16 protein-coding genes and 1 other RNA gene are annotated in these 13,323 nt (G+C 50.1%); 8 read left to right on the top strand and 9 right to left on the bottom strand.

Annotation, left to right across the window (positions count from 1 at the left end):
- Positions 1-61: 61 nt before the first annotated feature.
- Genes AC6R0R_RS08270 through rpoE form a run of 4 tightly spaced genes read right to left on the bottom strand, consistent with a single transcriptional unit; the run spans position 62 to position 2,751 of the window.
- Positions 62-532 (bottom strand): SoxR reducing system RseC family protein, encoded by a 471-nt coding sequence (locus tag AC6R0R_RS08270; protein WP_500626347.1) that lies wholly within the window; start codon positions 530-532, stop codon positions 62-64.
- Positions 529-1,491: a sigma-E factor regulatory protein RseB gene (gene rseB, locus AC6R0R_RS08265; RefSeq protein WP_487901380.1), complete on the bottom strand. Its 963-nt coding sequence runs from the start codon at positions 1,489-1,491 to the stop codon at positions 529-531. Before rseB ends, AC6R0R_RS08270 begins: the two co-directional genes overlap by 4 nt.
- The gene (locus AC6R0R_RS08260) at positions 1,488-2,117 is read right to left on the bottom strand and encodes an RseA family anti-sigma factor (protein WP_500626346.1); all 630 of its coding nucleotides are present in this window, start codon (positions 2,115-2,117) and stop codon (positions 1,488-1,490) included. The genes rseB and AC6R0R_RS08260 overlap by 4 nt, the downstream gene beginning before the upstream one ends.
- 52 nt (positions 2,118-2,169) lie before the next feature.
- Positions 2,170-2,751, bottom strand: a complete 582-nt coding sequence (gene rpoE / locus AC6R0R_RS08255) for an RNA polymerase sigma factor RpoE (RefSeq protein ID WP_334554176.1) — start codon at positions 2,749-2,751, stop codon at positions 2,170-2,172.
- Between the two features lie 361 nt (positions 2,752-3,112).
- Here rpoE and nadB point away from each other — a divergent pair, with 361 nt between their 5' ends.
- Complete coding sequence (nadB, locus tag AC6R0R_RS08250) at positions 3,113-4,741, top strand: L-aspartate oxidase (protein ID WP_334554174.1); 1,629 nt, start codon at positions 3,113-3,115, stop codon at positions 4,739-4,741.
- 2 nt (positions 4,742-4,743) lie between these two features.
- On the opposite strand, the gene AC6R0R_RS08245 is transcribed toward nadB, so the two are convergent.
- Positions 4,744-5,148, bottom strand: coding sequence for a protein YgfX (locus AC6R0R_RS08245; protein WP_500626348.1), 405 nt, complete (start codon positions 5,146-5,148; stop codon positions 4,744-4,746).
- A 13-nt stretch (positions 5,149-5,161) separates the two neighbouring features.
- The gene (locus tag AC6R0R_RS08240; RefSeq protein WP_334554172.1) at positions 5,162-5,422 is read right to left on the bottom strand and encodes an FAD assembly factor SdhE; all 261 of its coding nucleotides are present in this window, start codon (positions 5,420-5,422) and stop codon (positions 5,162-5,164) included.
- 180 nt (positions 5,423-5,602) lie between these two features.
- Between AC6R0R_RS08240 and ygfZ the strand changes: the two genes are divergently transcribed.
- From ygfZ to AC6R0R_RS08225, 3 genes are all read left to right on the top strand, one after another.
- Positions 5,603-6,568 carry a tRNA-modifying protein YgfZ gene (gene ygfZ, locus AC6R0R_RS08235; RefSeq protein ID WP_500626345.1) on the top strand — a complete coding sequence of 322 codons (966 nt, stop codon included), beginning with the start codon at positions 5,603-5,605 and terminating at the stop codon, positions 6,566-6,568.
- Positions 6,555-7,037 carry an aminoacyl-tRNA deacylase gene (locus AC6R0R_RS08230; RefSeq protein WP_500626344.1) on the top strand — a complete coding sequence of 161 codons (483 nt, stop codon included), beginning with the start codon at positions 6,555-6,557 and terminating at the stop codon, positions 7,035-7,037. Before ygfZ ends, AC6R0R_RS08230 begins: the two co-directional genes overlap by 14 nt.
- Positions 7,038-7,635: 598 nt before the next feature.
- Positions 7,636-7,842 carry a DUF1107 domain-containing protein gene (locus AC6R0R_RS08225; RefSeq protein ID WP_334554167.1) on the top strand — a complete coding sequence of 69 codons (207 nt, stop codon included), beginning with the start codon at positions 7,636-7,638 and terminating at the stop codon, positions 7,840-7,842.
- A gap of 167 nt (positions 7,843-8,009) precedes the next feature.
- Here AC6R0R_RS08225 and AC6R0R_RS08220 read toward each other — a convergent pair whose 3' ends face one another.
- The 3 genes from AC6R0R_RS08220 to AC6R0R_RS08210 are packed head-to-tail and all read right to left on the bottom strand — an operon-like array spanning position 8,010 to position 11,049.
- The gene (locus tag AC6R0R_RS08220; protein WP_500626343.1) at positions 8,010-9,236 is read right to left on the bottom strand and encodes an FAD-dependent 2-octaprenylphenol hydroxylase; all 1,227 of its coding nucleotides are present in this window, start codon (positions 9,234-9,236) and stop codon (positions 8,010-8,012) included.
- A 35-nt stretch (positions 9,237-9,271) separates the two neighbouring features.
- Entirely contained in the window at positions 9,272-10,450 is a 1,179-nt protein-coding gene (gene ubiH / locus AC6R0R_RS08215) for a 2-octaprenyl-6-methoxyphenyl hydroxylase (protein WP_500626342.1), read from the bottom strand.
- 20 nt (positions 10,451-10,470) lie between these two features.
- On the bottom strand, positions 10,471-11,049 hold the full coding sequence (locus AC6R0R_RS08210) for a YecA/YgfB family protein (protein ID WP_500626341.1): 579 nt from the start codon (positions 11,047-11,049) through the stop codon (positions 10,471-10,473).
- A 237-nt stretch (positions 11,050-11,286) separates the two neighbouring features.
- Between AC6R0R_RS08210 and AC6R0R_RS08205 the strand changes: the two genes are divergently transcribed.
- From AC6R0R_RS08205 to rpiA, 4 genes are all read left to right on the top strand, one after another.
- A complete protein-coding gene (locus tag AC6R0R_RS08205) occupies positions 11,287-11,592 on the top strand; it encodes a cell division protein ZapA (protein WP_334554159.1) in 306 nt (101 codons plus the stop codon).
- A gap of 7 nt (positions 11,593-11,599) precedes the next feature.
- Positions 11,600-11,781: non-coding RNA, 6S RNA (ssrS, locus tag AC6R0R_RS08200), on the top strand.
- Between the two features lie 49 nt (positions 11,782-11,830).
- Positions 11,831-12,418, top strand: a complete 588-nt coding sequence (locus AC6R0R_RS08195; protein ID WP_500626340.1) for a 5-formyltetrahydrofolate cyclo-ligase — start codon at positions 11,831-11,833, stop codon at positions 12,416-12,418.
- 64 nt (positions 12,419-12,482) lie between these two features.
- Entirely contained in the window at positions 12,483-13,139 is a 657-nt protein-coding gene (gene rpiA, locus AC6R0R_RS08190; protein ID WP_500626339.1) for a ribose-5-phosphate isomerase RpiA, read from the top strand.
- The last annotated feature ends 184 nt before the right edge of the window (positions 13,140-13,323 follow it).

The raw sequence follows: 13,323 nt of genomic DNA, 5'->3' as shown, positions 1-13,323 counted from the left end.
CGTCATCTGACGGCATTTCAAACAAGTTGGCAGATTCTACCCAATTTCTAAGCGCTACGCACTAGCTAATTGGCTCACCGAGAATCCGTATCAAAGTGACTTGTTGCGACGATTGTCGCTCAAGATGAGAGGCGAACTTCTTGGCAAAGAGGATACCCGCTGCCGTTGCCAGTGCGGAGCACAAAATGACGACGCCCTCACCAAGGCCAAACCAAGGCGCGATGAGAGCGGAGCCAAGCCAAGCCCCCGAGATCAAACCAAACAATGGTAACAGATAGACCAGCGCGGCCGACTGCAACACGCGTTTCTCAGGCAGGCCAATTTCCACCACCTGCCCTTCACGTACCGCTTGCTTGGTCTCTAAGTGCCAGTAGAGTGATTTATTGCCAACCGCTTTCGACACAATCCCCGTGCCGCAGCTTTTTTGCGACGAGCAACTGTTGCAACTGGTCTGCTGCTCACAGCTCAGCTCGACGTGAAATCCGCTATGGTGCGCCTTGACCGTGGAGACGGTCGCCAGTGCCGTCATCATTGGTTGTGCCTTGAAGCATCAATCGTGACGGACTGAGCGATGCGTTTTGCCGTCGCAGGAGGAATATCACCAATCACTGAGATTTCCGCTGAACCACTGACAAAACTGTGCAACGTTCTTCGCCCTTGACGAACAAGCTGCCCTTTGAGTGACAGGTTGTCACTGTCGGAGACATAAATCGAGAAACTGAACAGACCGTCACTGTACATTTGACTCTCCACCATGCGCTCAGTGTTCGCCATACGATAACGGTTGAGCTCTTTGGGCTCAAAGCCGTTTGGAATCCAGTCTGCATGCCAATTAGGATTGTCTAAACTGCCTTTGGGCAGTGAGAGAACCTCTGGCAATTTCACCTCATTCAAACCACTTAAAATCGTGCCGATATGGTCGTTGACGCTATAGGAAATGGTGCGATATTGCTCTAACACTTCGCCATCTCGATCCACCAGATCCGCTCTTAGAGGCAAATGCGTTTTCTCATCGACCCACAGCACGTAGGAGTAACGCAATCCGTCTTTGGGTACAACACGCAGCACTTGGCACGCCGTACCGGCCTCGCGAGCTCGGCCCACTTGGACGAAATCGTAGTACTGGCTTAATTCGTCAACGTCGGCATTAAGCAAAGGGATGGTGGGGGCGACAATTTCACCCGACTCAATCGTAAACGGTTCGACACCAGGCTCAATGTAGCTGACTTCATTGCCACGGCGAATCACTTCACGGATAGGCCCACTGAGATAGACTAGGTGGGCAAGTTGTTGGTCGTCCGCTCGCGCGTGACGGTACAGCAAAGGCTCAATACTGTTTTTCTTGATCAGGATGTAAGAAAGCTCGTAATTGAGGTGCTGGCTGGCATCGTTCATTTGATCCAACAACGCCTTCGCAGCGTCATCGGCTGCAAAGGCGATTGGTGTATTCAAACTGAACAGTGCCAGCGCACTGATCAGGATTTTTCTCATTCAACTACCATTTCTGGGTGGTCATTCATCTGCTCTGTTTTACTGTTCAGACGCAGCTGAAGTTCATAATCTTGCAGCATAGCGTTAATGCGACGGCGTTGCTCTTGCACATCGACTTGACTCGCCGTACTGGATTGCGGCTCAACCGACGAACGCGTCAAGCTGACCGGCTCTGCACTGCCCGCAAACGGAATGGTTTGCAAAACAGGTAACTGGTCTGATTCTGGCGCAGCGGCGTCAGACCCACCGTATTGCTGAACGCCTAAAATAACGGCCAGCGATACGCAAGCCGCGACCGCGACTTGGCCAAACTGATTGAGCCATGCGGGCAACTGACGACGGGCTTGAGCAGGCGTCGGCTGCGACTCTACCGCAGTCTCGTTGATCTCTCGCACTGACGTATCTTGCAGAGTCGAATGCGCAGGCTCAGACTCCAAAGCTAAAGCGACGCTGTCTGCGATATTCCATTCAGGCTTTTTCGGCGCATCGCCACGCATGACATCACCAATGAGATGGTAATGCTTCCAAGCTTGTTGGCTGGACGCATCTTGCTCGAGCTCTGCAATCAGACCTTTGTCCACCAACTCTCCATCCATGAGCGCTGAAAGTTTCTCTTTGTCAGCCATTATCATTCACCATTAATCCTATCTATCAGGCATTAGGGTTGTCATTTACCTATCATTGACGTTGCATTAGCGGTTGGATTTTCTTCTCCACCGCCTCTCGAGCACGGAATATTCTCGAACGTACGGTTCCTACTGGGCAATCCATAACCGCAGCAATCTCTTCATAGCTCAAGCCATCGAGCTCACGCAACGTCATCGCGGTTTTTAAATCATCAGGCAGTGCTTCAATCGCACTGAAAACAACGTGTTTCAATTCATTGGACAACGTTAAATTCTCAGGGTTCGATATTTCTTTCAGTGCACTACCGTTTTCGTAATATTCAGCTTCTTCAGTATCCACATCTTGCGCGGGTGGTCTGCGACCTTGGGCAACAATATGGTTTTTCGCAGTATTAACGGCTATTCGATACAACCAAGTGTAAAACGCGCTCTCGCCTCGAAAACTTGGGATGGCTCGATACGCCTTAATAAATGCTTCTTGTGCTACATCCGGGACATCCCCTGGGTTATTGATGTAGCGGGAGATAAGATTGCAGACTTTGTTTTGATAGCGAATCACCAACAGGTTGAACGCTTGCTTATCTCCATTCTGAACTCGCTCAATTAATACTTGATCGGTCAGCTGCTCGTTCATTCGAGCGGGTACTCCTATTGTTATCGACTCTTATCCTCTCAGATATGAGCATTAATTATGCAAAATGTAGTATTGACACCACTGCTTACTTGAGCACTATTGTGACCTAGTAATAAAAATAAAGTTCAAAACAAATTTCACTATTTTTTGAGAAGTGATGCCCTTGCCACGAAGACGATTTGATTGTGCGCAGTGCCAAGGGGAAAAGCAATGTAATTTACGAAGAATTGCACCACTGGCGGTGCTATGATAGCAAGCCAGAGCAAGCATTTATTGCAATTCATGGCTACCCGTACGCGACAGCTGACCGTGGCGGATGGATTTTGTCGGGTACAAATTAACTCGGGAACGTAACAGTTTTATGAACACAAACCGTGAACATCAATGTGATGTGTTAGTGGTGGGCAGCGGCGCTGCGGGTCTTTCATTGGCGCTTAGAGTGGCGGAGCATGGCAAGGTCATTGTATTGAGCAAAGGACCGCGTAGCGAAGGCGCGACTTACTATGCACAAGGAGGCATTGCCGCCGTTTTCGACGAATCAGACAGTATTGAATCCCATGTCCAAGACACCCTCATCGCTGGTGCAGGATTGTGCGAAGAGGAAAGCGTCAAATTTATCGCCGAAAATGCAAAAAAATGCGTACAGTGGTTGATTGATGGTGGTGTACCCTTCGACAAAGAAGATGACGACGGCAATGGCGAATCGCCTCGCTACCACCTCACGCGAGAAGGCGGCCACAGCCACAGACGTATTTTGCACGCTGCCGATGCGACGGGCATGGCAATGCAAACGTCGCTGCAAGACAACGCTCACAACCACCCAAACATCACGGTGCTCGAACGCCATAACGCGCTCGACCTCATTACAGAAGATAAAATAGGCGGTGATAAAGACAAAGTCATCGGCGCCTATATTTGGAACCGTAACCAAGAACACGTCGAAACCGTGCGCGCAAAGTTTGTGGTGTTAGCCACCGGCGGCGCCTCCAAAGTCTACCAATACACCTCAAACCCTGACGTCTCATCCGGTGACGGTATCGCAATGGCGTGGCGTGCAGGCTGCCGAGTGGCGAACTTAGAGTTCAACCAATTCCACCCAACCTGTCTCTATCATCCAGAGGCGCGAAACTTCTTGCTCACTGAAGCACTGCGTGGTGAAGGTGCGTACTTGCGCCGCCCCGATGGTTCTCGCTTTATGCCCGATTTCGATGAGCGAGAAGAGCTGGCCCCTCGAGATGTGGTGGCTCGCGCTATCGACTTCGAGATGAAACGCCTAGGTGCCGATTGCATGTATCTCGACATTAGCCACAAACCGGCAGACTTTATCGAGAAGCATTTCCCAACCATCAATATGCGTTTGCTCGATCTTGGCATTGATATGACCAAAGAGCCGATTCCTGTCGTTCCGGCTGCTCACTACACTTGTGGTGGCGTGATGGTCGACTTCAATGGTCAAACCGATTTAGCGCAGCTTTATGCGATCGGTGAAGTGAGTTACACCGGCTTGCATGGTGCCAACCGCATGGCCTCGAACTCTCTGCTCGAGTGTGTGGTGTATGCATGGTCTGCCTCGCAAGACATCATTGAGAAACTGCCATCGGCGACACTGGCCTCAAACTTACCGGCTTGGGATGAAAGCCAAGTCAGCTGCTCAGACGAAGAGGTGGTGATCCAACATAACTGGCATGAACTGCGCCTGTTCATGTGGGATTACATGGGCATTGTCCGTACCGACAAACGCTTAGAGCGCGCCATGCGCCGCATCCAACTGCTTCAGCAAGAGACACACGAGTACTACAGCAACTTTAAAGTTTCTAATAACCTGCTGGAATTGCGAAATCTGCTCCAAGTGGCAGAGTTAATGGTGCGCTGTGCCATGCAACGTAAAGAGAGTCGCGGCTTGCATTACACCCTCGACTACCCTGAACTGGCCAAAGACAGCGGCCCGACCATTCTCGTGCCAGATAGACGTCAGTCGATCAAAAATTAACACTAGGGAGCGCGCTGCTCCCTTTTTGTTTGCTGCAACTTGGTTTGACGCAACGCCACCAGCAAATGTCGATAGTGCTCATCGGGCAGACTGTCTCGCCACAACAACACACGCTTACCGTCACTACGCGTCAAACACAGCGCCCACGCAGACAAAGCGGTGGAGACCGCTTTGATCCCAAACTGTCGACCTTGGTAGTGATAGCAAAAATCCGCATCAAATGTGATAGCCCCCTTTAGAGACTCCTGGATCATCCCGTCTGAGTTGGCCCATCGAAACAGAGGCAACAACACAATAGGCGTCACAACTAAAGGTAAGGCGCTTGTGATGAGCAGGCAGCAAGTCAACATCGATACAATGACATTGACTTGAGCGGCCATAAAAGAAGGATGAGCGTAAACACTCATGGATGAAGGGGAGTTAACGTACCTTACTGAGGTTGTGGGCGACAATTTTGTCCACCATTGCTGCATGACCTAGGTTTTCACTGCGACCGTGCCCCATTATCCAGGTGAACAAGTCTGGATCATCACACTCCAGCAGTGACACAAAATCGCGCTGTTCGTTTTCTTGCAGGCTATCAAAGCACTCTTCGAAAAACGGCATGATGACCACATCCAGCTCCAACATTCCTCGGCGACATCCCCATTTGATACGCGCTTTCTCTTCCGCGGTGTACATTCTATTTATTCCTCACCTTGTCGGTTGTTTTCGCCGAGTGTAACAAGCAAAGCACTTTGCAACTACTAACTCAGTCACAGTCCGAACGCTTGCTGTTGAAGACAAAGGTTGTTTCAGGGCGCAGAGGGGCATTATGATAGCCCAATTAAGTCACCTTCATTACTCATTAGGTAGTCAACTATGGACTGGAACACGACATTTTCGCCACTCCCACTCTCTTCGCAAGACGCTCTTCCTTCGCTTGCCATAGCCCCATTAGAGTCTTGGGCGCTGATTCAGGCAACCGGCCAAGACAGTAAGTCTTACCTGCAAGGGCAGTTGACCTGTGACGTCGTGACTCTGGCGCAAGATGAAGTTCGCCTCGGCGCCCATTGCGATGCAAAAGGTAAGGTATGGAGTGCGTTTCATCTCTTTCATCACCAACAAGGTTATGGGATGTTTCAGCCTAAGGCTTTAGTTGAGAAAGAGATCGCCGAGTTAAAAAAGTACGCCATTTTTTCCAAAGTGGAGTTCAGTGAAAGTTCGCTAACACTCCTCGGCGTGATGGGCAGTGCAGCCGATGCATTTATTGATCGTTTGACTAAAGAGCGCGGTGATGTGCGTTCGCTACGCGAAGGCAGCGCGGTTCGTATCGGTCAGCAGCGCTGGGTTGTGATCACCAATGAAGAGACGGCATTTCAAATCGTCGATGCCTTTGAAGGGCAAAAGAGCGATGAGTCACTGTGGCGCCTGTACGACATTCAATCGGCCAGCCCTAGCCTTACTCAAACACAGCAAAATGAGCACATTCCTCAAGCGCTGAACCTTCAAGCGCTCGGCGGGATTAGTTTCACAAAAGGCTGCTACACCGGACAAGAAACCGTAGCACGAGCGAAATACCGTGGCATCAACAAGCGAGCCCTGTTTATTTTAAAAGGCCAGTGCGATGCAGTGCTGGAAGAAAACGCGGAACTTGAGCGTGCGGTCGGTGACAACTGGCGCAGTGCGGGCCATGTATTGGCGAGCTACCAATACACCGATGGCGTGTGCCTCGCGTTAGCGGTGCTGCCAAACAATCTAGAAGCAGAGACGCCCTTTCGTTTCAAGCACCTTGAGCACTCTCGTCTGAAGTTTGCACCGTTGCCATACTCACTTGACGAGGCGTAAGCATATCCGCACTCAAGTCACGCAGTTTCTAGAGCAGCAGCAGGTGTCTTATCGCTTGCTGCCTCACGAGAGCGAAGCGATCACAATTGACGAGGCAGCACGGCAACGTGGCGTGCGCCCAGCCCAAATGGTTAAGTCTATTTTGCTGCGTGATATGAGCGATCGCTACGCCTTGGCGTGCGCCCCTGGGCACTGCCGCGTTGACCCGAAAAAAGTGAGAGAGCTGCTCAATTGGCGCCGCATGACTTGCGTTCCGATAGACGAAGTCCCCACTATCACCGGCTACCCTATTGGAGCAGTAGTGCCTTTACTACTCGCTCAAGAAATGCCGATCCTGTTCGATGCTCACATTCTTAATGAACCCATTGTTACCATTAGTAGTGGTTCTCCCCTTGCAGGTATCGCTCTTCAGTGCGACGACCTGCTTAAGCTTTGCCAACCCTTGGTATCAGATATCATTCATACATGATACACAGCTCTCACTTTCAGAGATTGTGTGATAAAGATCTCAATTAGCAATCACCAATTAAAAATTTTTATTCATTTTTAAAGCATATATAGTCACCAGAAATAAAATGCAGTATCCTGCTCGCGTTGGTTTAAGAATCGAGCGAATTAAGATGTATTGCTTGGCACTGCGATTTTATTCACCTAGTGTAAAGCGCGTAGTGTAATCCTTCTCCAACAAAAAAGTGAATCCACTGATTGTTTCAGGACATCCACTTTTTGTGTAATGCATCTGTGACTATTCGCCCGCCTTGTGCGGGCATTTTTTCTGGCAGTTAACAATTTCCTAACACTTTCCTATTAGTTTAGGCTATTCTTATTTCTGTCATATTGCTCTGGCTTAATTGCCGGCGTTGAGAAACCCCAAACCGAACAGAATCGACAGAACATAAATGAGGTAACAATCACACCAATTTGGATATTTATCCGTAAATTTGCCTACAGCAACACAAATATCCAAATAGAAAGACTTTAACTGCATATTCCCCCATAACAATCACACATTCTAATTGGGGAATTTAGTATGATTCGCAGTGCTTGCTAAAGAAAAGGAACAACGTATGAGACTGTTTAAGCGCTATACACCAAGTATGATTGCTAAACACGTGAGTCGGCTATTTAAGGGAAGAATCTACATCTACGGAGTCGGAGGTTTTGAGTTTGATAATGGCAAGCTCATCCTACCCGCAAAAGCAGAAAGCAAACACTTCAAAGCGGTGAAGGAAGTGAATCAAGAAATTATGAAGCTCCGTTGCGCATACGCTTGAGCGTTACCATACCGCCAGTGAGCGCGGGTGGAACACTCAAAGAGATAAAGTAAAAGGGTTGGTCAATGACCAACCCTTTATTCTTTTCGCGGCTATGGTTTACGACTAAGGTTTTTGTGGATAAGAGTATCCCGCCTATAGGCGCTTGATAAACGCACGGAGTGAGCTTAATCGGGTTGGAGTGTTCGAGCCCGTTTGGCCAACTCAGGGAGATTGCCTTTAAGCCCAAGGGCGCGCTTCATCACTTCATCTTTTGCGCCCGGTAGTTGCCCCAACAAAGACATACCAATCCCTCGCATCAGTTTCTTCGCGGGGTTGTCGCCGGAAAACAGATCTTTAAATCCTTGCATGGCGGCAATCATTTTCGCCGCTTCCGCTTTCCGCCAGCGTTCATAGGCGCGCAAATTGCGCTTGCGGCCAATATCTTCACCGCGCTGCCAAATCTCGACGATCTCTTGCGCTAGGCTAGCCGCATCCAGCAAGCCCAAGTTCACGCCTTGACCGGCTAATGGGTGAATGGTGTGCGCGGCATCGCCCACTAAGGCGATACGCTCAGCAACAAAGTCTCGTGCGTAACGCATTTTAAGAGGAAAGGCGAAGCGTTCACCTTGCACTTCACATAGCCCTAGCCGCCCGTCAAACTCAACCATCAACTGCTTGTTGAACTCGCTGTCACTCATCTCGACTAAGCGCTGAGCTCGGTTCGGATCGGTGGACCAGACAATCGAACTCATCTTACTGTCATTAAGCGGAAGAAACGCAAGCGGCCCTTGCGCAGTAAAAATCTGCCGAGCGACTCTTTGATGCTCATCTTCTGTGACGACATTCGCCACCACCGCACTATGGCCATAGTCCCAATGGGTCAATGGAATATCTTGCTGCTGTCGAACCCAAGAGTTAGCGCCATCTGCGCCAACCACCAACTTGGCCGTCAATGCTTGACCATCATCCAGCGTCAGCCACGCTTCGCTTTCACCGACCGCAAGGGTTTGACACTTGGCCGGCATAAACATTGATACATTGGCTTGCTGCGTCACTTTCTCAAGCAACGCGAGCTGTATGACTCGGTTTTCAACAATATGGCCGAGATCGGGCTGGGCGAGCTGCGTGGCATCAAACTCGATACGTGCAAAGCTGTCTTGCTCCCACACTTCCATCGCTTGATAAGGCGCTGCACGTCTTGAAATAATGCCATCCCAAGCGCCAATATTGCGCAATAGAAGTTCACTGGAACGACTGAGCGCAGAGACGCGCACGTCCGGCAATGCTCCTAGCTCAGGCTCGGGTTGCTGACTTTCAATCACGGCAATCCGCAAATCGGTCTCTTTGAGCGCTGCGGCCAACGCTAAACCAACCATTCCGCCACCAACGATAGCAATATCAACACTTTGCATGAACTGTCCTTTCTTTTCTACGATGTGATGGCCGGTTAACGTGCCACCAAACCCAATGTGCGTTGTAAAAGTGGCTTTTTCACTGGCGGCGCCCACTCCATTACCGCCAGTCCGACGTTTCGACCAATTCGCATGGCTAAGTAATCGTTCGAGAAGGTATGAACCAGACCGGCGGTCAACGCAATGGTCTGCTCACGATCCGCTTCTCGACGCTGGCGATATTTGGACAAAAGATCATAGTGCCCAGGATCGTTGGGTGCGCCCGCGATCAGCTCAGCCAGTGTCGCCACATCTCGGATACCTAGGTTAAACCCTTGCCCTGCGATAGGGTGCAAGGTTTGCGCTGCGTTGCCCACCACCGCGATACGATGGGCGATCGTTTGTCGACGTGTACGCAAAATCAGTGGATAGCTGGCGCGTTGGCCAGCCCGTTGCAACTGGCCAAGTCGCCAACCAAACGCCGTTTGTAGCTGAGCTAAAAACGCGCTGTCAGAGAGGGAAAGAAACTCGCTAGCGCGATCAGGTTTGACGCACCACACCAAAGACAACCGCTCTTGAGACATAGGTAACAGCGCCAAAGGGCCGGCTTCAGTGAAGCGCTCAAATGCCTGTCCATGATGAGGCTGCTGAGCACGAATATTGGCAATGATCGCCACTTGCTCAAAGTCATGCTCATCGAGGGTCAGCCCCACTTGATCGCAGCTCGATGATAACGCACCGTCTGCCGCAACCAGCAATCGACTTCTAATATGCTCGCCACTAGAGAGGGCGATCTCAACGTGCTGAACACTTCTCTCAAGTTGTAGCACAGAATCTGGACAGTAGAGCGTAATCGCGGGGCGCTCACTGACGAGCTGGTGATAAATACGCCCAACATCGGCCAATTCGACAACGTAGCCCAACGCTTGATCACCGATCTCTTCTCTGCTGATCGACGTCATGCCTGCATGGCCGCGATCAGAGACATGGATATGATTGATGCTTGTTGCCACTGGCGCGATGGCTGCCCACAGCCCCCACTGCTTCAACTGCTTCGCACTGCCATAAGAAAGCGCGATAGAGCGCGAATCAAAGCCAGGGTGTCGACTGTGATCGGACTCGAAAGACTCCACAACCGCAATCGACAACTCACCATGACACAGAGTATCCAGCGCGAGAGCCAGCGTCATTCCCGCCATGGCTCCCCCTGATATCACCACATCATACTGCTTCATCCTGATTCCTTACTGACGAATTAATGGATCGTAGGTGCGCGATCGGGCGTACTCGGTTTTTGACCGAACTCGGCATGAATCGTCAGTACGCACGCTTTGATGTGCTCGATCACTTGCAGAAGTAGATCGGCCTGCTCTTGCAGATCATCGTCTTCGTCGATCCCCAATTTCGAGATCTCCTCAAGATCCGCAAGGGCTTCTTTGCACTCTTGAGACGCTTTTTTCAAATTGGTGCCGACCAAGCCAAGCCCAGAGATAAAATGGTTTACCCAATCGGCCACACCATCAGCCACATCAAACAACGAGGCACTGGCCTCCTCATCGGGCAATAGCAAGGCCATCTCTAAGCTGGCGCTGGTCATATCTGCAACCGTCACATCCAACGTCTTTTGCGCGTGCGCTAACGCACTGGTTGGCCATCCCATGCCTTCATTGGTGTAGTCAAACAGCATCGGCTGCCAGCTTTTATCAGTCAGACTCAAACCACCGCTGAGCATGCCCGTCAATAAGCCGTGTAGCTCAGAAGGGTTCACAGCCAGTCCGGCACTTTGCAGTTCGCTAGCGAGAGAGAGGTAATCTGGTAGGGATTTATTGCTCATAGAAATGACCCAAATTTTACAGGAATTGGACTAATCCTAACACTTACCACACCTGGCGAAAACGCACGAATCGACAATAGTGAATAGCTTTTACGCAAATTGTCCATTTCGTGTCTTTTTAGACTCGAGTCGGTCGTGAAAAGCTTGAATCTTATCTAGGCTTTTCCTATAGTTTCCTCCTCGGTGACATTGCGTAGGGCGCTGGATTGTCATCTTAATCGGAATATTTGAATTGATATGAGTAATCAAGCGGTAGATGTCGAAATTTTAGGAAAGCTGACGAGAGTGAATTGCCCTGCGGGACAAGAAGACTCACTACGTCGAGCTGCAAAGCGCCTTGATGAAAGCCTAAAAGAGATGACCGCAAAAACCAAAATGACCAATGAAGTGCAATTGCTGACCTTCGTCGCGCTGAACTTCTGTCATGAACTCGAAACCCGTGATACTGTGGAAGAGCAACAGAATCACATGTGTGAGCGCATGGAATTGCTCACCGCATCGATTGACGATGCATTGAATAAAGTAAAGCCAGGACAGCAATAATCAAGAATTTACCCTGGAGTGTGCGTGAGGGGATTAGTCCCTGAGCCGATAAGCAATACCCAAGGGTCGGTACTTGATAGCTATTGAGCAAGCTCGGCATGCACCGAGAAGCCTACGGTTATCATTGCTGATCCGCCTTGAACCAGCTGGTTCAAGGGTCAACATCTCCAACGGCACTCTGGGGTATCCTCCTTGCGCAACATGCGTTGGATTTACCCTTTGATAGGGGTAACGCAGCATGTCTGAGTCTCGACAACAATTTCGTCAAACCATCCGCCAAAAACGACAGCAACTTGACAGTGATGTGCAGCACCTCGCCGCGCTTGATCTCGTGCATCAGTTTTCATCACTTCCAGAGCTCACCTCTGCCGAGCACATCGCACTTTATCTCTCAACGGACGGCGAAATTGACACCATGCCGTTAATCGAATGGCTATGGCAACAAGGTAAAAAAACCTATCTCCCTGTGCTGCATCCTTTTTCCAAAGGCCACCTGCTGTTTTTGCACTATCACGCCAACACGCCGTTAGTGGAAAACCGCTTCTACATTCCAGAGCCCAAGCTTGACCAAACTCAAGTCATCCCGGTAGAAAAACTGGATTTAATCTGTACACCTTTGGTCGGTTTTGACTCCAGTGGCCAACGCCTTGGCATGGGCGGCGGCTACTACGATCGTACCTTAGCCAAATGGTTTGCCTGCTCGCAAGGCGCAAAGCCAATTGGCTTAGCCCATGATTGCCAACACGTTGATGTCCTACCTGCTGAGCAATGGGACGTGCCACTTCCAAAAATAGTGACCCCAAGCCGGATATGGGATTGGGAATAGACGCCATTTGCGGCTATAATCGCGCGCAATTCACCGATATTTACACCGCATTTAGGAGATGGGCATGACTCAAGATGAAATGAAAAAAGAAGCCGGCTGGGCTGCACTACAATATGTCGAAAAAGGCAGCATTGTCGGTGTGGGTACGGGCTCCACTGTGAATCACTTCATCGATGCATTGGGCACTATGAAAGACGACATCAAAGGTGCCGTATCCAGCTCTGAAGCTTCCACCGAGAAACTCAAAGGACTCGGTATCGAAGTGTTTGATTGCAATGACGTAACCAAACTGGATGTTTACGTCGATGGCGCGGATGAGATCAACCCAGCACGTGAAATGATCAAAGGTGGCGGCGCGGCACTGACTCGTGAAAAGATCGTCGCGGCGCTTTCCGACAAGTTCATCTGTATTGTCGACAACACCAAAGCTGTTGAGGTTCTTGGTCAATTCCCATTGCCTGTTGAAGTCATCCCTATGGCTCGCGCTTACGTTGCACGTGAACTGGTTAAACTTGGTGGTGAGCCAGTCTACCGTGAAGGTGTTCTGACCGACAATGGCAACATCATTCTCGACGTTCACAATATGAAGATTGTTGAACCTAAAAAGACCGAAGATCAGATCAATGCCATCGCGGGCGTCGTGACCGTTGGCCTGTTCGCTCATCGCTGCGCGGATATCGTGATCACCGGTACACCAAACGGAGCCCAAATCGAGGCATAACACGACTTAATTTAGTTATTTCCTTACAAACGGCGCCTTTAGGTGCCGTTTTTCTTTTTAGCCCGATAAAAATTATTCCTTATTCCGTAATTTTCTTACCCAAGCTGTATTTTTTTTGTTAACTTAGTGAGCAGAAGACGCGCAAGGAAAACGTTTGCGTCACACTAAGTGTCGAAAAAACGTT

The sequence above is a fragment of the Vibrio sp. R12-SW3-ISO1 genome (assembly GCF_059834005.1).
Note: the sequence above shows the minus strand (reverse complement) of the source record. Positions and strands in the feature narration are given on the sequence as shown.